This window comes from Kitasatospora sp. NPDC090091, assembly GCF_044747365.1.
Classification (GTDB): Bacteria; Actinomycetota; Actinomycetes; order Streptomycetales; family Streptomycetaceae; genus Kitasatospora.
This window is the reverse complement of record NZ_JBIVDY010000017.1, coordinates 63,621-82,042: the sequence shown is the minus strand read 5'-3', so window position 1 is coordinate 82,042 and position 18,422 is coordinate 63,621. Positions and strand designations below refer to the sequence as shown.

Annotated in this window: 15 protein-coding genes; 7 read left to right on the top strand and 8 right to left on the bottom strand. The window is 74.5% G+C overall.

Annotated elements, in window-relative coordinates; translation table 11 throughout:
* Window positions 1-231 precede the first annotated feature (231 nt).
* From ACIPSC_RS27455 to ACIPSC_RS27445, 3 genes are all read left to right on the top strand, one after another.
* Window positions 232-1,839 (top strand): ABC-F family ATP-binding cassette domain-containing protein, encoded by a 1,608-nt coding sequence (locus ACIPSC_RS27455; RefSeq protein ID WP_400828823.1) that lies wholly within the window; start codon window positions 232-234, stop codon window positions 1,837-1,839.
* A gap of 115 nt (window positions 1,840-1,954) precedes the next feature.
* The gene (locus ACIPSC_RS27450; protein WP_238741434.1) at window positions 1,955-2,167 is read left to right on the top strand and encodes a hypothetical protein; all 213 of its coding nucleotides are present in this window, start codon (window positions 1,955-1,957) and stop codon (window positions 2,165-2,167) included.
* A gap of 44 nt (window positions 2,168-2,211) precedes the next feature.
* Window positions 2,212-2,586: a toxin Doc gene (locus ACIPSC_RS27445; protein ID WP_400828820.1), complete on the top strand. Its 375-nt coding sequence runs from the start codon at window positions 2,212-2,214 to the stop codon at window positions 2,584-2,586.
* 46 nt (window positions 2,587-2,632) lie between these two features.
* On the opposite strand, the gene ACIPSC_RS27440 is transcribed toward ACIPSC_RS27445, so the two are convergent.
* The 7 genes from ACIPSC_RS27440 to ACIPSC_RS27410 form a co-directional block, all read right to left on the bottom strand.
* Entirely contained in the window at window positions 2,633-3,304 is a 672-nt protein-coding gene (locus tag ACIPSC_RS27440; RefSeq protein WP_400828818.1) for a Pr6Pr family membrane protein, read from the bottom strand.
* Window positions 3,305-3,498: 194 nt separating this feature from the next.
* The gene (locus ACIPSC_RS27435) at window positions 3,499-4,185 is read right to left on the bottom strand and encodes a response regulator (RefSeq protein ID WP_400829052.1); all 687 of its coding nucleotides are present in this window, start codon (window positions 4,183-4,185) and stop codon (window positions 3,499-3,501) included.
* 149 nt (window positions 4,186-4,334) lie between these two features.
* Window positions 4,335-5,753 carry a sensor histidine kinase gene (locus tag ACIPSC_RS27430; protein WP_400828816.1) on the bottom strand — a complete coding sequence of 473 codons (1,419 nt, stop codon included), beginning with the start codon at window positions 5,751-5,753 and terminating at the stop codon, window positions 4,335-4,337.
* Window positions 5,750-6,844, bottom strand: a complete 1,095-nt coding sequence (locus tag ACIPSC_RS27425; RefSeq protein ID WP_400828814.1) for a hypothetical protein — start codon at window positions 6,842-6,844, stop codon at window positions 5,750-5,752. The genes ACIPSC_RS27430 and ACIPSC_RS27425 overlap by 4 nt, the downstream gene beginning before the upstream one ends.
* 213 nt (window positions 6,845-7,057) lie before the next feature.
* Window positions 7,058-8,101, bottom strand: a complete 1,044-nt coding sequence (locus tag ACIPSC_RS27420) for a hypothetical protein (protein ID WP_400828812.1) — start codon at window positions 8,099-8,101, stop codon at window positions 7,058-7,060.
* Between the two features lie 14 nt (window positions 8,102-8,115).
* Window positions 8,116-10,296, bottom strand: coding sequence for a hypothetical protein (locus ACIPSC_RS27415; protein WP_400828810.1), 2,181 nt, complete (start codon window positions 10,294-10,296; stop codon window positions 8,116-8,118).
* Between the two features lie 149 nt (window positions 10,297-10,445).
* A complete protein-coding gene (locus ACIPSC_RS27410) occupies window positions 10,446-10,922 on the bottom strand; it encodes a hypothetical protein (RefSeq protein WP_400828808.1) in 477 nt (158 codons plus the stop codon).
* A gap of 359 nt (window positions 10,923-11,281) precedes the next feature.
* On the opposite strand from ACIPSC_RS27410, the gene ACIPSC_RS27405 reads away from it, so the two are divergent.
* From ACIPSC_RS27405 to ACIPSC_RS27390, 4 genes are all read left to right on the top strand, one after another.
* On the top strand, window positions 11,282-12,550 hold the full coding sequence (locus ACIPSC_RS27405; RefSeq protein WP_400828806.1) for a CaiB/BaiF CoA transferase family protein: 1,269 nt from the start codon (window positions 11,282-11,284) through the stop codon (window positions 12,548-12,550).
* Between the two features lie 10 nt (window positions 12,551-12,560).
* Window positions 12,561-13,703, top strand: coding sequence for an acyl-CoA dehydrogenase family protein (locus tag ACIPSC_RS27400; protein WP_313763131.1), 1,143 nt, complete (start codon window positions 12,561-12,563; stop codon window positions 13,701-13,703).
* 106 nt (window positions 13,704-13,809) lie between these two features.
* Window positions 13,810-15,024 carry an acetyl-CoA C-acetyltransferase gene (locus ACIPSC_RS27395; protein ID WP_400828803.1) on the top strand — a complete coding sequence of 405 codons (1,215 nt, stop codon included), beginning with the start codon at window positions 13,810-13,812 and terminating at the stop codon, window positions 15,022-15,024.
* A 49-nt stretch (window positions 15,025-15,073) separates the two neighbouring features.
* Window positions 15,074-17,245, top strand: coding sequence for a 3-hydroxyacyl-CoA dehydrogenase NAD-binding domain-containing protein (locus ACIPSC_RS27390; RefSeq protein ID WP_400828801.1), 2,172 nt, complete (start codon window positions 15,074-15,076; stop codon window positions 17,243-17,245).
* 7 nt (window positions 17,246-17,252) lie between these two features.
* Here ACIPSC_RS27390 and ACIPSC_RS27385 read toward each other — a convergent pair whose 3' ends face one another.
* On the bottom strand, window positions 17,253-18,005 hold the full coding sequence (locus ACIPSC_RS27385; RefSeq protein WP_400828799.1) for a MerR family transcriptional regulator: 753 nt from the start codon (window positions 18,003-18,005) through the stop codon (window positions 17,253-17,255).
* Window positions 18,006-18,422: the final 417 nt, after the last annotated feature.

Sequence of the window (18,422 nt, the reverse complement as noted above, 5' to 3'; positions counted from 1 at the left end):
GGTGCTGCGACAGCGCTGCCCGTGCAGCCCTGCTGTCCCGATGCAGCCCGCTGTCCTGACGCAGCCCCGCTGCGCGTGGTGTGCGAGTGTGCGAGTGCGCGACCTCAGTGGTGAGCCGGCCCCGGCACCCGTCCCCGTGACGGCCCCGGCCGTCCCCCAAGGCTCCCCGCACTCCCGCGGTGTCTCCCGTGTTGCTCCCCAGACCGCAGGCAACCACCCGGGAGGCCACTCATGGCACAACCCAGCACCTCCGTCCTCTGCACCGACCTCTCCTTCGACTGGCCCGACGGCAGGACCGTCCTGGACGGCTTCCACCTCGCCGTCGGCCTCGGCCGCACCGGCCTGATCGGGCTCAACGGCGCCGGCAAGTCCACCCTGCTGCGCCTGATCGCGGGCGAGCTCACCCCCACCGCCGGCACCGTCAAGGTCGGCGGCGAGCTCGGCCACCTGCCGCAGGGCCTCACCCTCGACACCGGACTGCGGGTCGACGAGGCGCTCGGCATCCGGGCCGCCCGCGAGGCCCTGCACGCCATCGAGTCCGGCGACACCCGCCAGGAGCACTTCGACGCCGTCGGCGACGACTGGGACGTCGAGGAGCGCGCCCGCGCCACCCTCGACCGGCTCGGGCTCCAGCGGCTCGGCCTCGACCGCACCACCGCCGAGCTCTCCGGCGGCGAGGCCGTCCTGCTGCGCCTGGCCGCCCTGCTGATGCGCCGCCCCGACGTGCTGCTGCTCGACGAGCCCACCAACAACCTCGACCGGGCCGCCCGCGAGCGGCTCTACGAGACGGTGGCGGGCTGGCACGGCGTGATGCTGATCGTCAGCCACGACCGCGAGCTGCTCAAGCACGTCGACCAGATCGCCGACCTGAGGGACGGCCAGGTCACCTGGTACGGGGGGAACTACGCCGAGTACGAGCGCACCCTCGCCGCGCAGCAGGAGACGGCCGAGCGGCTGCTGCGCAACGCCGAGGCCGACGTCCAGCGCCAGAAGCGGGACTTGGCCGAGGCCCGGATCCGGCTGGAGCGCAGCGCCAGCTACGGCAAGAAGCGCTCGGTCACCCGCAACGACCCGCACATCTTCGCCGGCAAGCTCAAACGCCAGGGCCAGGAGACGGCCGGCCGGCTCCAGGGCATGCACACCGAGCGGCTGGACGAGGCCAGGCAGCGGCTCACCGAGGCCGAGGAGGCCGTCCGCGACGACGCCGAGATCCGGATCGACCTGCCCCGCACGGCCGTTCCGGACGGCCGTACGGTGCTCACCCTGCAGAAGGTCCGGCTGCCGTACGGCACCACCGCCGACCTCGACCTGCGCGGGCCCGAGCGGATCGCCCTGGTCGGCCGCAACGGGGCCGGCAAAACCACTCTGCTGCGTACCGTCGCCGGCGAACTCGCCCCGCTGGAGGGCGAGGTGACCACTCCGGTGCCGCTGCGCCACCTGCCGCAGCGGCTCGACCTGCTGGACGACCGGCTCACCGTGGCGGGGAACGTCAAGCTGTTCGCGCCGAACGCCGGGGACAACGCGATCCGGGCCCGGCTGGCCCGCTTCCTGTTCCGCGGCGGCCGGGCGGACCAGCCCGCCGCCACGCTCTCCGGCGGCGAGCGGTTCCGCGCCACCCTGGCCGCCCTGCTGCTGGCCGACCCGCCGCCGCAGCTGCTGCTGCTCGACGAGCCGACCAACAACCTCGATCTGGCCAGCGTCCGCCAGCTCACCCAGGCGCTCGCCGCCTACCGGGGCGCGCTGATCGTCGCCAGCCACGACCTGCCGTTCCTGCGCGGCCTGGGGATCACCCGCTGGCTGGAGCTGGACGGCGAACTGCGGGCGGTGGATCCGATGTAGGGCGGACGGTCGCCGGAGCGTCGCCGCGGCCGGGGGCGCACAACACGCCCGGAGCGCCGGTCGGTTGGCGTCGTTCCGGTTCCCCGGGCGGTACCGCTCCAGTACCATCGGCGCCATGCCTGCACTCAACATCGAGTACACGGAGCACGAACTCGCCGCGATCCGGGCGGCGGCCGCCGCCGACGGGAAGAGTGTCAAGGCGTACGTCCACGACCTGAGCGTGCGGGAGCAGCAGCGGCGGGACTTCGTCGAGCACGCGGTGGCGTTCTGGACGGCGCACCGGGCGGAGTTCGACGCGGCCTTCCCGGAGGACGCGCCGGCGGCGTGAGCCGGGCGGGCACCGGGGATGCGCGGCGGCGGAGGGGTACCGGAGTGACGCTGCTCCACGTCGACCTGCGCTGGCTGCTCGACGTGCAGGAGCAGGCCTCGCCGGAGGACCTGAGCGTCCGGGACTACTCGGCGCTGCAGGCGGCGGTGGCGCGGCACCGGGTCAACACCGCGCAGCTCGGCCACGACGCCGATCCGGCCTGGTGCGCGGCGACCCTGATGCACACGATCGTGCTGCTGCGGCCGCTGCCGGTGCGCAACAACCTCTACGCCTGCATGGCCACCGCGGCGTACATGCACGCCGCGAAGGAGGGCATCGACCCGCCGTACGGCGCCCTGGTCGAGCTGGCCCGGGACATCGCCGAGGGGCGGGCGGACGTGTACGCGGCGGCCGACCGGATCCGTTGCTGGCGGATCTGAGCCGGCCGCCGCGGGCAGCAGGTCGGACGACGGCTGTGGCGGGTCGTCAGGAAGCGGACTCGGTACCGGGCTGCGCGGCGGCCGGTCGGAGCCGGCCGGAGACCAGGGTGCCCAGCCGGTCCAGGCCCACCACGGCGGCGGCGAGCACGACGAACTCGACGGTCAGCAGCGCGATCTGACCCCAGACGTAGCCGTAGCCCTTGGTGGTCGGGTCGAAGAAGAAGTACGGGTAGGGCAGCGGGTAGTTCGAGAAGAGCGCGTTGCGGGTCAGCACGATCGCCGCGTACCCGAGCGGGAAGGCCAGCCAGAGCGGGATGTCCCGCCAGGCCGAGGCGTTGCGCGGCTTCAGCACCAGCCAGTCGGAGATGACCATCACCGGTGTGACGTAGTGCAGGAAGAACGACGACCAGTGCTGCAGCCTGTCCGGCCCGTCGAACAGCCCCGGCAGCGGGTTGGCGCCGTGCTCCAGCAGGATGTGCGAGACCAGGCCGGTTATCAGGATGTAGAGCGTGGCGGCCCCGCGCAGCCGGGGCGCGGGCGCGTCCACCGTGCCGCGCCGGATCATCCAGTACACCGCGCCGATGAAGTAGCCGAGCACGATCACGTTGCTCTGGACGGTGAAGTAGACCAGGCTCGACGTCCCGAGGGTCAGGCCGAGGCCCGCCGAGAGCACGATGCCCATGCGCCACCAGAGCGCGGGGCTGGTCCGGACTGACATGCGGCCACCAGTTCGTTTCGGGCCGATACGGGAGGTATCGGGCGGTAGACGGGGGAAGGCCGCACTCTACTCGCTGGTATGTCCGGGAAGGAAGAAACGTTCCGGCAGTCCGGGCCAGGGCCCGGAGCCGCTACCCTCTGCCGCTCTGCGTCCCCGGCGCCCTGCCACCGCGGTTCCGTTGCCGCGCCGCCCCGCTAACCCGGCAGCACGAAGCCCGACTCGTACGCGGCGATCACCGCCTGGGTGCGGTCCCGGGCGCCCAGCTTGGCCAGCACGCTCGCGACGTGGGTCTTCACCGTCTCCTGGCTGACCACCAGCCGCCCGGCGATCTCGCCGTTGTTCAGCCCGGCGGCCATCAGCCGCAGCACCTGGCCCTCCCGCTCGGTGAGCCGGCCGATCGGCCCCTTCTGCGGGACGGCGCCGCGCCGCCCGGCCGGGACCTGGCGCAGCGCGAGCTCGCGCACCGCGGCCGGGAAGAGCAGCGAGTCCCCGCGCGCGACCAGCCGCACCGCCTGGACCATCTCCTCCACGCTGGAACGCTTGAGCAGGAACCCCGTGGCGCCCGCCCGCAGCGCGTCGTACACGTGGTCGTCGTGCTCGAAGGTGGTCACCACCAGGATCTTCGGCGGCGACTCCATCCCGCCGACCAGCTGCTCGGTGGCGCGGATGCCGTCGATGCCGGGCATCCGGACGTCCATCAGCACCACGTCCGGCCGCAGCGAGCGCACCAGCGGCACGACCTCGGCGCCGTCCGCGGCCTCGCCGACCACGGTCAGGTCGGGTTCGGCGTCGATCACCACCCGCAGGCCCATCCGCACGAGCCGCTCGTCGTCCGCGATCACCACCCGGACGGACCCGGCCGCCCCCGCGCCGCCCACCACGGCCCCGTCCGTCGCCGCCACTCCCGCCTGCCCCGCTCCCGCGTCCACCGTTCCCGCCTCCACCGCTCTCACCTGTACTGCTCCTGCTTCCGCTCTCGCCTCCACCGGCGCTGCCTGCGCCGGTCCGCCGCCCGCCGGCGGATGCCCGCTCATCCGGCTCCTCCCACCGGCAGCCGGACTGCCAGCCGCCACCGCGCCCCGTCCTCGGTCGGCCCGGCCGTGCACTCGCCGCGCAGGACGGCCGCGCGCTCGCCGATCCCGCGCAGCCCGCGCCCGCCGCCGGGCCGGCTGGGCCGGGCGGTTCCGAGCGGGTTGGTCAGCTCGATCTCCAGCAGCCCCGCGGCCAGCCCCACCCGGAGCCCGGCGGGCGTCGTCGGCCCGGCGTGCCGCAGCACATTGGTCAGGCCCTCCTGCACGATCCGGTACGCCTCGCGGGAGAAGGCGGCGGGCAGCCGGTCGAGGCCGGGCGCGAGCTCGGCGTCGATCCGCAGGCCGGTGCCGGCGAGCTGGCGCAGCAGGTCGTCGAGCCCGGCCAGGGTGGGGCCGGCGGTCCCGGCGTCGGTCCGGTCCTCCTCGCGCAGCAGGCCGAGTACCGCGTCCAGTTCGGCGACGGCGGCCCGCGCGGTCTCGCCGATCGCCCGCAGCGCCTCCTCGGCGAAGCCCGGGTCGGTACGCAGCACCCGGGCGGCCGCCGAGGCCTGGATGCCGACGGCGCTGAGCGCGTGGCCGACCGAGTCGTGCAGCTCGCGCGCCAGCCGGTTGCGCTGGGCGAGCACCGCGGCCCGCCGCTCGGCGGCGGCCAGCCGCTCCTCCGGCGTCGGACCGAGCAGCACCGGCGCCCAGCGGGCCAGCAGCGACCCGAGCCCCGCGCTGGTCGCGGTGACCAGCAGCAGCAGGGCCAGCCCGAGCGCCGGGCCGGGCAGGAAGGAGGGGACGCCACGGTCCTGCCAGTACTGCAGCACCTCGCCGATCGGCGGTCCGCCCAGCGGGGAGCAGATCAGCACCACGGCGAACGGCACCCCGGCCAGCGTCATCCCGCTGACCACGCCACCGAACAGCACGTGCAGCACGTACCAGGCGGAGGTGCGGCGCCGGGCCGCCCAGGACCGGGCCGGGCCGGTGGAGACCTCCTCGGCCCGCTCCGGGGCGCCGAGCGCCCGGGCGGCCGCGCCCTCCAGCCCCCGGACGGTGGGCACCAGCGCGGTGACGGCGGCCATCGGCAGGGAGAGGGCGAGCGAACCGAGCTGGAGGAGGACCTGGTGCAGCGGGCCGTTCTCCGGATCGAGCGCCCCGAACAGGACCACGGAGAGCATCCAGTACGGCATCAGCAGCGCCCCGCCGAGCACCAGGTGCACCCAGCGCAGCCGGGCCCGCCGACCGAGCAGCGCGCTCCCCGCCTGCCGCAGCCGACGGCGGAGCCCGTGCCGCCGCGGGCCCGGGTCGACTGCCGCGTCGAGTGCCGGGCCGAGCCCCGTGCCGGGGCCGGTTCCCGCGTCCGGGCCGGGGCCCGTCCCCGCCGCGGTGCCCGCCGCCGCTTCCGTTCCCGCTGCGCCCGCCCCCGTGCTCACCCGGCCGACTCTACGTCAGCGACGACCGCGGGGGCGGCCGTCGGCCCGGCCGGCGCCACCGCCGCGTCGGCCGCCACCGCCACCGCCACCGCTGTGCCCGCCGTGCCCGACCCGACCGGCCCGGCCACCGTCGCCCGCGCGGCGGCCCGCTCGACGAGGGCGATCGCGCCCGCCGCCAGCACCAGCAGCCCGGCGATCACCTGCGCCGCCTCCACCAGGGGGAGCAGCCCGGGCACCGCCTTCTTGGGGTCGGACACGTCGGTGACGGTCCCGAACACCACCAACTGCCAGGCGCCCCAGCTGAACAGCGACCCGGCCGCGGTCCACACCACGACCAGCGGCACCCGCAGCCGCCGCTCCGGCCGGATCCGGAACACCAGCACCAGCAGCGCCGCGACGGCGGCCGGCGCCATGAGGGCGGTCACCAGGTCCATCACCGCCACGCTCCGGCTGCGCTCCTGCACCCAGGCCACGGGCAGCCCGGCCGTTCCGCCGGCGCACCAGTAGAGCCGGGCCGCGGCCACCCCGAGGGCGAGCAGCCCGGCCACGCCGGCGAAGGCCCGCTGGACGGTGAGCGTGGGCGAGTCGGGCAGGTCGCCGATCCGCTCGCGCAGCAGGCCGCCCCAGCGCTCCCGGGCGTAGAGCAGGAAGCCGACGATCAGCGCGACGCCCTGGACGGCGAACCCGCCGTACACCACGGTGAACACCCAGTCGCCGAGGCCGCCCGGGCCGTCGTCGGCGGCGGACGCGTCGGGGCCGAGCACCAGCGTGGTCAGCAGGATCAGGGGCAGCGCCACCAGGATGGTCCCGAGCAGGCCGGTCGCCACCCACATCGGGAAGGCCAGCAGCCCGGCCGGGGCCCGCCGGCCCCAGGGCCGGACGAAGGCGAGGGCGAGCAGCACGGCGACGGCGTCCATGCCGAAGGTCAGCAGGTTGACCAGCCAGAGGTCGTCCATCGCGGCGGTGTCGCCGGCCCCCACCGGGTGGCCGGTCAGCCAGAGCAGCTTGAGCGTCAGGTACGGCACCGTCGCGGCGACGGCCGTACCCGCCGCCACCGTGCGCACCCGGGAGAGGGGACTCTTCGTGGTCATGGGCCCACCCTCCCGTGCGGGGCCCGCCGCGGCCTCCCCCTGGCTCCCGATCCGCGTCCCCCTGCCGGGGGATCCGCCGGCCCGGGTCTCCTTCCCGGGACCCGGGCCGGCGCCGCCCGACGGCCGCCCGCCACCGGACGACCGGCTCGCCACCGGACGACCGACCGCCACCGGACGACCGGCTCACCGCCGGACGACGGCTCGACGATCCGGCTACGGGACGATCGGTTCGCAGCCGACGGCCTTGCCGCCGGCGTCGAGGAACCGGCGCCAGAGCTCGTTCCCGTCCGTGAAGACCCCGCGGTCACCCACGCCGATGCCGCCCCGCCAGTCCAGGTGGAAGTACGTCGGCCTGCCCCGGCAGTCGGCGACCACGTTGTGGCCGGAGGCCCCGATCCACTGCGCGCGTCCGTAGGCCGCGGTGCGCGCGTCCTTCGGGTCGAGGCCGGTGACCCGTGGGTCGGTGGTGATCGCGAAGGAGACGAGCGGGCTGCCGGCGGTCGCGTAGCCGAGCTCGCAGGACCACACCGGCGCGAGCGCCGTGGTGGCCTGCTGCCGGTACCCGCCGCCGCCGGTGCCGGGGCCCCGGGTCGGCGCCAGCCCCGGCAGGCCGCAGACCTTGCCGAAGTCGACCGGCTGCGGCGCGGCCGCCGCGGAGAGTCCGGCCGGCGCCGGCAGCTTCCCGGCGCCGCACCCCTTCGTCCTGGCGGCGGTGTCGGCGTAGGCCACCGCCAGCTCGGCCAGGCCCTGGCCGTGGTCGCCGTCCGCGGTGTCCCCGCCGAGGCCGACCTCGGCGCGCATCCCCCGGGGGCAGCCCTCCGGGAGCAGGGCCCACGCCCGGGACGGCAGCACGGCCCCGGCCGCACCCCCGGCGAACAGCCGGGCCTCCGGTGCCGTCGGCGGTGCGATGTCGTCCGGGTTGACCGCCAGGGCGAACGACGCGGTCCGCTCCGACGCCCCGAACAGCCCGGACGAGACCTTCGCCACGCATGTGCTCGCCCGGTCGTAGGCGCCCGGGGACCAGCCCTCGCTCTTCTCCTCGCTGATCCGCCCCGGCCCCAGCGCCGCGTGCAGCCGGTCCGCGGTCGCGGCGCCGCCGCAGACCGTGTCCGGCCCGAATGCGTTGGTCAGGTTGTGCAGCAGCACCCCCGAGACGCCGGCCGCGATCGCCACGATCACGGCCGCCGCCCGAAGCCGCAGCCGCCGGGTGGTGTACCCGCGCCGGGTGAGGGCCCGGTCGACCTTCTCCCTCGTCATCCGCCCGGCGCCCGTCACGGGTTGCCGAGCGCGTTGTGGTAGGCCCGGTCGATGGACGACCGGTAGTGCACCCCGGCGCTGTCGGCCAGTTGCTTGGTCACACTGCCGGGGGCGGCGATGTCCTCCTCCGAAACGAGCGACAGCCGTGCCTTCTCTTGGAGCATGGACATCATCTGCAGCTCGCCGGCCGTGTAGTTCGTGCTCACCTCGCCCTGGGCCTTGGCGTCGAGCTCGGCGTTGGCCCTGTTGGCCCAGTCGGAGGTGCCGACGTCGACCAGGCGCTGGGCGATGTCGCCGAGCGGGAACCAGTCGGCGGTCTCCGGGATCCTGAACAGGCTCATCTTCAGCACGTTCGCGGCGGTGCCGTAGATGTGGTAGTCCATCTTGGCTTGCCAGTTGTTCTTGAACTGTGCGTCGGCCTTGTGGTCGAGGATGGTGTCCGCGCGCACGGCGTCGAGTGCGCCGAGCGCCTTGCTGGACTCGTCGACGAAGCCGGCGAACTTCGGGTTGGGGCGGCCGGTCACGTCGGGGGTGAAGTTCCCCGGCCCGAACTCGTCCATCCGGCGGGCGATCTCCCGGGTCTCGGCGAGGTGGATGACGGCGAAGGCCTCCGGATCCTCCGCGGTGCCGCGGATGACGCGCAGCAGCTGCTCGCGGCCGGCCGTGAGCCCTTCCGGACGGGAGGGCCCGGGGAGGTCCTTGCTGAGGAGGTCGTGCGTGTCCGCCGCGTAGTCGCCGATCATGTTCGCCAACGGGCGCCGCAGCGAGGCGGGGAGGCCGTTCTCGGAGCCGGCCTTGTCCCCGCCGAGGGTCGTGATCGCGGTGTCCATGATCTGCACCATCGCCCGGTCGTGCGGGCGGACGGGCGGCTGGTTGCCGTGCGGGTCGCGGCCGGTGGCGGCGGCCTCCAGGGCGTCGCCGAAGGCGGCGTGCGAGCCCCCGGCGAGGACGGAGCCGGGCATCGCGCTCTCCAGGCCCCTGGGCCAACTCCGTTCCTTGAGCAGGTAGTCGAGGTTCTTGTTGGCGGCGGGGTCGAGGAACTCCTTGGAGGCCTCCGGGTTGCGGCTCATCGCGCGCAGCAGGCCGCCCATCGGGTCGCCCGGTCCTCCCGCCGCCTGGTCGTAGAGCGGCCCCCAGAGGTCCGGACCCTTGTGCTTGCTGGTGCGCTCGAAGTCGACCAGGTCGTTGCCGACCTTCTCCAGGAACGCCTTGTCGTAGTCGCCCCTGGCGCCCATCAGCTCGGTGAGCACGGCGTACTTCCCGCTGTAGCCGGCAGCCGAGGCGTCGGGCCTGCGGGCGGCCTTGAGCAGGGCGTCCTGCCACTCCCGGCCCATCCCGCCGTCCTTGGTGGCGGTGGCGAGTACCTGGGAGAGGTTGCCGTAGATGTCCTGGTAGTCCTTGGCGTCCTGCTTGCCGTGGGAGAGCTCGCCGTAGCGCTGTGCGTAGAGCAGCAGCGCGTCCGGGCCGGTCACGTCGCCCGCCCGGAGGCCGTTCAGCAGCGTGGTGGCGAACTCCTTGGAGCCGGCGTTGGCGGCCATCAGGTTCTCCAGCCGCCGGCGCTCCTCGTCGGAGAGGGTGCCGGTGCGACTCAGCAGGTCGGTGGCGCGTTTGGCGTCGGCCGCGTCCCCGCCGCCGTACGGGTGGGGGTTGAAGGAGGTGGTGCTGGTGCCCACGTCGCCCTGCAGGGCGACGGTGGCGCGCTGGTCGGCGGCGGTGGCCCGGTCGACCGCCCTGGTCAGCCGGGCGGAGAGCACATCCGCCCTGCCCCCCATGTCGGCCTGGTACTTGCGCAGGATGTCCTGGTAGTCGGGGTCGTTGTGCCCCTCGGAGGACATCGGCGGCCAACTGACGTGTCCGTCGGCGGCGACGGTGAGCTTCTGGTCGATCGCGTCGTGGAGCGCCGCGTCGAGGTCCCGGCGGGCGGCGGTGAAGTCCTCGGCGGCGTCCTTGATGATCGCTGCGAGGGCCCGGGCGACATCGGCGGCCTGGGTGAAGTCGGAGTCGACGGTCTGCAGGGTCCGGCCCGCCTCGTCCGCGGCCCCGCCCTGCCACCCGGCCCGCTGCGGGGTGTTGGTGAGGTCGCGGCCCACGCGCTCGTCGAGCCCTTCGAGGGCCTTGGCCATGGCGGCCCAGGCCTCGGCGGTCTCGGTGACGCCGGAGAAGTCGGCCTCGTGCAGTTCCTGGTAGGACACCATGTCCCTGGATTCCTCTCGCGGTTGGCTGGTCCTCGGTGCTGCGGCGCTCGCGGTTGCTCGCGGCACTCCTGCGGTGCCCGCCGTGCCTGCGGTGCCCGCCGTGCCTGCGGTGCCCACCGCCCGCGCGCGGGCGGCGGGCACCTGCGCGCTCAGTGGCCGAACTGGCCCGCCGTGGAGTGCTCGTTGGCCTGGTAGGTGCACTGGGTGACGTCCAGCTTCTCGGCCGTGCCGGAGAGCTTGTCGTGCAGTGACCGGCACTGCTGCAGCCAGCGCTCGGTGCAGCTGACGAGGGCGCCGCCGAAGGCGAAGCCGCGGATCTTCGCGGCCGCGCCGCTCGCGTGCTCGGCGAGGTTGTTGCCGCCCTTGCCGTTGGCGTTGTCCAGCTCGGTGGCGACCTGCCGGGCTATCCCGGCCGAGGCGCAGAGCTCGTACGGACGGTCCAGCCGGGTGGTGCCGTTGGGCGGTGTCGGGGGCGGGCCGGGGGAGGGGCTCGGGGTCGGGCCGGCCGCGAACGGGGAGGCGCCGGGGGCGGAGATCGGAACGACGGTGTCCGGCGCCGGGTTGTGCGGGGCGCCGGGAGGTGAGGCCGGCGAGACCGGCCCGGTGGAGAAACCTGGGGAGACCATCTGCGTCCGTTCTCCTCATCCTCGACGAGGGGTCAGCACCCCTCTGACCGCAGGACGGCCGAAATGGCTCGCCCGTGCGAATACTGACGCATCATCAGCTGTAACGGTTGCGGTTTCACGTCACGTACCCGTCAAGTTTCCGTCGGCGGTCGGGCGGCCTGCCGGCTCCTGCGGGCCCCGGCCCCGGAGTCCGCCCCGGAGCCTGCCCCGGACCTCGCCGGCGACCCGCGGGTGACCCGCAGCCACCCCTCCGGCGCCCGGTCCCGGCGGCCGGCGTGGAGGTCTTGTTACCGGCGGGTCGCTTCCCTATCATCGCGAGTGTTACAGCTTTACTGTCAAACCCCGAGGGGCAGTGGCCAGTGCGCGACACGAGCAGTCCCGGCCCGCTGGCCGGCGTCCGGGTGGTCGAGCTCGCGGGGATCGGGCCCGGCCCGTTCGCCGCGATGCTGCTGGCCGACCTCGGCGCCGACGTGGTCCGGGTGGACCGGCCCGTCCCCTCGCCGCTCGGCATCGATCCCGCCCACGACGTGGCCAACCGCAACAAGCGCTCCGTCCTGGTCGACCTCAAGGCCCCCGAGGGGCCCGGTCTGGTCCTGGGCCTCGCCGAGCGGGCCCACCTGCTGATCGAGGGCTACCGCCCCGGCGTCGCCGAGCGCCTCGGCGTCGGGCCGGAGGCCTGCCTGGCCCGCAACCCCGCCCTGGTCTACGGCCGGATGACCGGCTGGGGCCAGCACGGGCCGCGCGCCGACCGGGCCGGCCACGACATCGGGTACGCGGCCGCGGCCGGCGTGCTCGGCATGATCGGCGACCCGGACCGCCCGCCCGCGATCCCGGCCAACCTGCTCGGCGACTACGCCGGCGGCTCGCTCTACCTGGTCGTCGGGCTGCTCGCGGCCCTCCACCACGCCCGCGCCACCGGCACCGGCCAGGTGGTCGACGCCGCGATCGTGGACGGCGCCGCCCACCTCACCGGCGTGCTCTGGGGCCTGCTGGCGGCCGGCCAGTGGCAGGACCGGCGGGGCGCCAACCTGCTCGACGGCGGCGCCCCCTGCTACGCGGTCTACCCGGCCAAGGACGGCGGGCACCTCGCCGTCGGCGCACTGGAGCCGCAGTTCTACGCCGAGTTCGCCCGGCTGCTGGAGCTCGGCCCGGACGCCCCCGGCCAGTGGGACACCGCCCGCTGGCCCGAGCTGCGCGCGCTGATCGCCGCCCGCTTCGCCACCCGCACCCGGGCCGAGTGGGAGGAGGTCTTCGCCGGCTCCGACGCCTGCGTCGAGCCGGTGCTGAGCATGCGCGAGGCCGCCGCGTCCGAGCACCTGGCGGCCCGCGGCACGTACGTCGAGGCGGACGGCTACACCCAGCCCGCCCCGGCCCCCCGGTTCTCCGCCACCCCCGGCACGCTGCGCCGCCCGCCGTCCCGGCCGGGCGCCGACACCGCCGAGGTCGCCCGTGACTGGGGTCTGCCGGCCCTGGCCCACCCGCCGGGCCGGCCCGCCGCCGCACCGGCCCCGGGCGCACCGCCCGCCGCAGGGCCCGCCGCACCCGGCGCCACCCTGCGCGTCCGGAACACCCCGCCCGTCCGGAACACCCCGCCCGCCCCGCCGTCCCCGGACGCCGCGGCCCGATAAGGAGAGCGCCGTGCAACGCGACATCTACACCGAGGAGCACGAGGACTTCCGGGCGACCGTCCGGGCCTTCCTCGCCAAGGAGGTGCTGCCGCACTACGACCGCTGGGAGCGGGCCGGCATCGTGGACCGCTCGGCCTGGCTCGCGGCCGGCCGGCAGGGCCTGCTCGGGATCGCCGTCCCGGAGGAGCACGGCGGCGGTGGCAGCGCCGACTTCCGCTACGCGGCCGTGCTGGCCGAGGAGTTCGCCCGGGCCGGCGCCTCCGGCCTGGCGCTCGGCCTGCACAACGACATCATCGGCCCGTACCTCACCTCGCTCGCCACCGAGGAGCAGAAGCGCCGCTGGCTGCCCGGCTTCTGCAGCGGGGAGCTGGTCACCGCCATCGCGATGACCGAGCCCGGCACCGGCTCCGACCTCCAGGGCATCCGCACCCACGCGGTCGACCGGGGCGACCACTACCTGCTCAACGGCGCCAAGACCTTCATCTCCAACGGCATCCTCTCCGACCTGGTGATCGTGGTCGCCCGCACCACCCCCGAGGGCGGCGCGCGCGGGCTCAGCCTGCTGGTGGTCGAGCGCGGCATGCCCGGCTTCGAACGCGGCCGCAACCTCGACAAGATCGGCCAGAAGGCCCAGGACACCGCCGAGCTCTTCTTCGAGGACGTCCGCGTCCCCAAGGAGAACCTGCTCGGGGAGGAGCACCAGGGCTTCGTGTACCTGATGCAGAACCTCGCCCAGGAGCGGCTCACCATCGCCGCCTCCGCGATCGCCGGCGCCGAGTACCTGGTGGAGATCACCACCGAGTACGTCAAGCAGCGCGAGGCCTTCGGGCGGCCGCTCGCCAAGCTCCAGCACGTCCGCTTCGAGATCGCCGAGCTCGCCACCGAGTGCGCCGTCACCCGCGCCTTCGTGGACCGGTGCATCACCGAGCACAACCGCTACGCGCTCACCCCGGCGGACGCCTCGATGGCCAAGTGGTGGGCCACCGAACTGCAGAAGCGCACCGCCGACCGCTGCCTCCAGCTCCACGGCGGCTACGGGTACATGGCCGAGTACCCGGTCGCCCGGGCGTTCACCGACGGCCGCATCCAGACCATCTACGGCGGGACCACCGAGATCATGAAGGAGATCGTCGGCCGGTCCCTCCTCGACTGACCGCTCCCCGACCGGCCCCGCCGGCGATTCCCGACCCGGCCCCGCCGGCGCTCCCCACCAGGCCAGGCCCCGAACCACCGGGCCAGACCCCGAAAGGCTCTCCACCGTGACCACCGAAGCGTACGTCTACGACGCGATCCGCACCCCGCGCGGCCGGGGCAAGGCCACCGGCTCGCTGCACGGCACCAAGCCGATCGACCTGGTCGTCGGCCTGATCCACGAACTGCGCCGCCGCTTCCCGGACCTCGACCCGGCCGCGGTGGACGACATCGTGCTCGGTGTGGTCAGCCCGATCGGCGACCAGGGCTCCGACATCGCCCGGGTCGCCGCCATCGCAGCCGGCCTGCCCGACACGGTGGCCGGCGTCCAGGAGAACCGGTTCTGCGCCTCCGGCCTGGAGGCCGTCAACCTGGCCGCCGCCAAGGTCCGTTCGGGCTGGGAGGACCTCGTCCTGGCCGGCGGCGTCGAGTCGATGTCCCGGGTGAAGATGGGTTCCGACGGCGGTGCCTGGTTCGCCGACCCGATGACCGCCTACGAGACCCACTTCGTCCCGCAGGGCGTCGGCGCCGACCTGATCGCCACCGTCGAGGGCTTCAGCCGCACCGACGTGGACGCCTTCGCCGCCGAGTCCCAGGCCCGTGCCGCCAAGGCCCAGGCCGACGGCCTCTTCGACCGCTCGGTCGTGCCGGTCCTCGACCGCAACGGCCTGGTCGTGCTGGACCGCGACGAGTTCATCCGCCCCGGCACCACCGTGGAGAGCCTGGCCGGCCTCAAGCCGTCCTTCGCCGCCATCGGCGACGCCGGCGGCTTCGACGCCGTCGCCCTGCAGAAGTACCACTGGGTCGAGGAGATCGACCACGTCCACCACGCCGGCAACTCCTCCGGCATCGTGGACGGCGCCGCCCTGGTCGCCATCGGCAACCGCGAGATCGGCGAGCGCTACGGCCTGCGCCCGCGCGCCCGGATCGTCTCCGCGGCGGTGTCCGGCTCGGAGCCCACCATCATGCTGACCGGCCCGGCCCCGGCCACCCGCAAGGCGCTCGCCAAGGCCGGGCTGACCGCCGCCGACATCGACCTGGTCGAGATCAACGAGGCCTTCGCCGCCGTCGTCCTCCGCTTCGTCCGCGAGATGGGCTTCCGGCCGGACCAGGTCAACGTCAACGGCGGTGCGATCGCCCTCGGCCACCCGCTCGGCGCGACCGGCGCGATGATCCTCGGCACCCTGATCGACGAGCTGGAGCGGCGCGACCTGCGGTACGGCCTGGCCACCCTCTGCGTCGGCGGCGGCATGGGCATCGCCACCATCGTCGAACGCATCTGATCCCGCCCCGGCACCTCCCTCCCCGGCCCCTTCTGGAGACCCGAACCTCATGAGCGACACCACCACCATCCGCTGGGAGCAGGACCAGGACGGCGTGGTCACCCTCGTCCTCGACGACCCCACCCAGTCCGTCAACACCATGAACGAGGCCTTCACGGCCGACTTCGAGGCCGCCGTGGAGCGGCTGGCCGGCCTCGGCGACGAGCTGCGCGGCGTGGTCGTCACCTCGGCGAAGAAGACCTTCTTCGCCGGCGGAGACCTGCGGATGCTCTCGGCCGCCCGGCCCGAGGACGCCGCCGCCGTCTTCGAGAAGTCGATGCGGATCAAGCGCGCCCTGCGCACGCTGGAGACGCTCGGCAAGCCCGTGGTCGCCGCTCTCAACGGCAGCGCCCTCGGCGGCGGTCTGGAGATCGCGCTCGCCTGCCACCACCGGATCGCCCTGGACACCCCGGCCGGCCGGATCGGCCTGCCCGAGGTCACCCTCGGCCTGCTGCCGGGCGGCGGTGGCGTGGTCCGCACCGTCCGGCTCTTCGGCATCACCGACGCGCTGCTGAAGGTGCTCCTCCAGGGCCGCCAGTACCGGCCGGCCCAGGCGTTCGAGCACGGCCTGGTGCACGAGCTGGTCGACACCCCCGAGGAGCTGACCAGCCGGGCCCGGGCCTGGATCGGGGCCAACCCGACCGCCGTCCAGCCCTGGGACGTCAAGGGCTACCGGATCCCGGGCGGCACCCCGGCCACCCCGGCGTTCGCCGCCAACCTGCCCGCGTTCCCGGCCAACCTGCGCAAGCAGCTGGCCGGCGCCCCCTACCCGGCGCCGCGCAACGTGCTGGCGGCCGCGGTGGAGAGCGCCCAGGTCGACGTCGACACCGCGATGGTGATCGAAGCCCGCTACTTCACCGAGCTGGCCTGCGGGCAGACCAGCAAGAACATGATCCAGGCGCTCTTCTTCGACATGCAGGCCGTCAACTCCGGTGCCGGGCGCCCGAAGGACGTCGAGAAGCGGACGGTCCGCCGGGTCGCCGTGCTCGGCGCCGGCATGATGGGTGCGGGCATCGCGTACACCTGCGCCAAGGCGGGCATCGAGGTGATGCTCAAGGACGTCACCGTCGAGGCCGCCGAGCGCGGCAAGGCCTACTCCGCCGGGCTGCTGGAGAAGGCGGTGGCACGCGGCCGTTCCACCGAGGCGCAGCGCGACGAGCTGCTGGCCCGGATCACCCCCACCGCCGAGGCCGCCGAGCTGGCCGGCTGCGACGCCGTGATCGAGGCCGTCTTCGAGAACCCCGAGCTCAAGCAGAAGGTGTTCCAGGAGGTCCAGGGCGTGGTGGCGCCGGACGCGCTGCTCTGCTCCAACACCTCCACCCTGCCGATCGGGCTGCTCGCCGAGGGCGTCGAGCGCACCGCCGACTTCATCGGCCTGCACTTCTTCTCGCCGGTGGACAAGATGCGGCTGGTGGAGATCATCCGTGGCCCGCAGAGCGGCGACGAGGCACTGGCCCGCGCCTTCGACCTGGTCCGCCAGATCGACCGCACCCCGATCGTGGTGAACGACTCCCGGGGCTTCTTCACCTCCCGGGTGATCGGCCAGTTCATCAACGAGGGCGTGGCGATGGTCGGCGAGGGCGTCGACCCGGCCAGCGTCGAGCAGGCCGCCGCCCAGGCCGGCTACCCGGCCAAGGTGCTCTCGCTGCTCGACGAGCTGACCCTCACCCTGCCGCGCAAGATCCGCAACGAGTACCGGCGCGCGGCCGAGGCGGCCGGCGAGACCTGGACCGCCCACCCGGCCGACGCGGTGGTGGACCGGATGGTCGACGAGTTCGGCCGCACCGGCCGCAGCGGCGGCGCCGGCTTCTACGAGTACGGCGAGGACGGCCGGCGCGGTCGCCTCTGGCCGGGCCTGCGCGAGCACTTCACGCGGTCCGACGTCGCGGTCCCGTTCGAGGACCTCAAGGAGCGGATGCTGTTCAGCGAGGCGCTGGACTCGGTCCGCTGCCTGGAGGAGGGGGTGCTGACCTCGGTCGCCGACGGCAACGTCGGCTCCATCCTCGGCATCGGCTTCCCGGCCTGGACCGGCGGCGTCTTCCAGTACATCAACGGCTACCCGGGCGGCCCGGCCGGCTTCGCGGCCCGCGCCCGCGAGCTCGCCGCCGCGTACGGCGAGCGGTTCGCGCCGCCCGCGATGCTGGAGCGGATCGCCGCCGAGGGGCGGACCTTCAAGGGCTGACTGACCGTCAGTCCTCCGGGGTGCTGGGCGAGTCCGTGCCGCGCGCGGCCTCGCCCAGCTCCTCCCGGAGCGAGCGCTGGAACGCCGTCACCAGCGCCTGCGCCACCATCGGCTGGATGTGGCCGGCCAGGTCCTTCATCCGGGCCAGCTCGGCCGGCTCCGGCTCGCTCTCCCGGTAGGGCTTCCACACCGTCTCGCGGAACAGCCGGTGCAGCTCGTGCGCCGTCGCCCGGCTGTGCTCCAGCAGCACGGCCCGCGCCGCCAGCAGCGTCTCCAGCGGGATCGGCACGTCCAGGATCCGCGCCCCGAGCGGCAGCAGCCCCGGATCCACCCGGAACGCCTCCGGGTCCGCGGTCCGTTCCATCGCGCCCATCGCGGCCAGCCGGTCCAGCTGTTCCTCGGACAGCGCCCGGCCGACCCGCCGCTCCAGCTGCGCGCGGCTCACCGCCTCCGGTGCCTCCGGCGTCCACGACGCCACCAGCGCCCGGTGGATCGCCAGGTCCATCGGGGTGCTGTCCTGCGGGAGGCGGGCCAGGTAGCGCTCGATGGCCGCCAGGGTGAGCCCCTGACGCTGCAGCTCCTCGATCAGTCCGAGCCGGTCCAGGTGGGCGGCCCCGTAGAGGCCGACCCGGCGCGGGCCCAGCTCCGGCGGCGGCAGCAGCCCCTTCGTCCCGTAGAAGCGCACCGTCCGGACGGTCACCCCGGCCCGGGCGGCCAGCTCGTCCACGGTGAGCCGGACCTCCGCCGCCACTTCCGACATCCGTGCCGCCCTCCGCCTCTGTCGCACCCGTGCTGTGACAGCAGCAGTGTGACAGTGCCCGGGGATGCCGGTCCACCCGGTGCGGGCGGCCTGTCCGGGGTTGCGGCCGGGGCGGCCGGGGCGTCGACGGCCGACTCCTGTGACTTGCTCACGACAATTCACCCCGCACCGGGGGTCCGCGCCGGTGCGACCGTCATTTAGGCTGGTGACGTGCTCATCCTTGTTCGCCGCCGCCACGTGGACCTGCTCCGCGTGACGAGCATGTCCTGTCGACGCTCTGGCTGAACCTCGCGCCCTCACCCTCATGCGCGGCCCCACCAGGCCGCGTTCCCCCTCCCGACCCCGGGCACCCGCCGCACCAGGCACGGCCCCGGAGCCACCGGTCGACCACCGGAACCGGTCGGGACGAGACCCAGC

Bases quoted from the DNA above. Each gene is read 5' to 3' on its own strand.
- ACIPSC_RS27455 (WP_400828823.1), top strand. From the start codon at position 232: ATGGCACAACCCAGCACCTCCGTCCTCTGCACCGACCTCTCCTTCGAC.
- ACIPSC_RS27425 (WP_400828814.1), bottom strand. From the start codon at position 6,844: ATGACCACGAAGAGTCCCCTCTCCCGGGTGCGCACGGTGGCGGCGGGT.
- ACIPSC_RS27415 (WP_400828810.1), bottom strand. From the start codon at position 10,296: ATGGTGTCCTACCAGGAACTGCACGAGGCCGACTTCTCCGGCGTCACC.
- ACIPSC_RS27390 (WP_400828801.1), top strand. From the start codon at position 15,074: ATGAGCGACACCACCACCATCCGCTGGGAGCAGGACCAGGACGGCGTG.
- ACIPSC_RS27440 (WP_400828818.1), bottom strand. From the start codon at position 3,304: ATGTCAGTCCGGACCAGCCCCGCGCTCTGGTGGCGCATGGGCATCGTG.
- ACIPSC_RS27420 (WP_400828812.1), bottom strand. From the start codon at position 8,101: ATGACGAGGGAGAAGGTCGACCGGGCCCTCACCCGGCGCGGGTACACC.
- ACIPSC_RS27450 (WP_238741434.1), top strand. From the start codon at position 1,955: ATGCCTGCACTCAACATCGAGTACACGGAGCACGAACTCGCCGCGATC.
- ACIPSC_RS27410 (WP_400828808.1), bottom strand. From the start codon at position 10,922: ATGGTCTCCCCAGGTTTCTCCACCGGGCCGGTCTCGCCGGCCTCACCT.
- ACIPSC_RS27385 (WP_400828799.1), bottom strand. From the start codon at position 18,005: ATGTCGGAAGTGGCGGCGGAGGTCCGGCTCACCGTGGACGAGCTGGCC.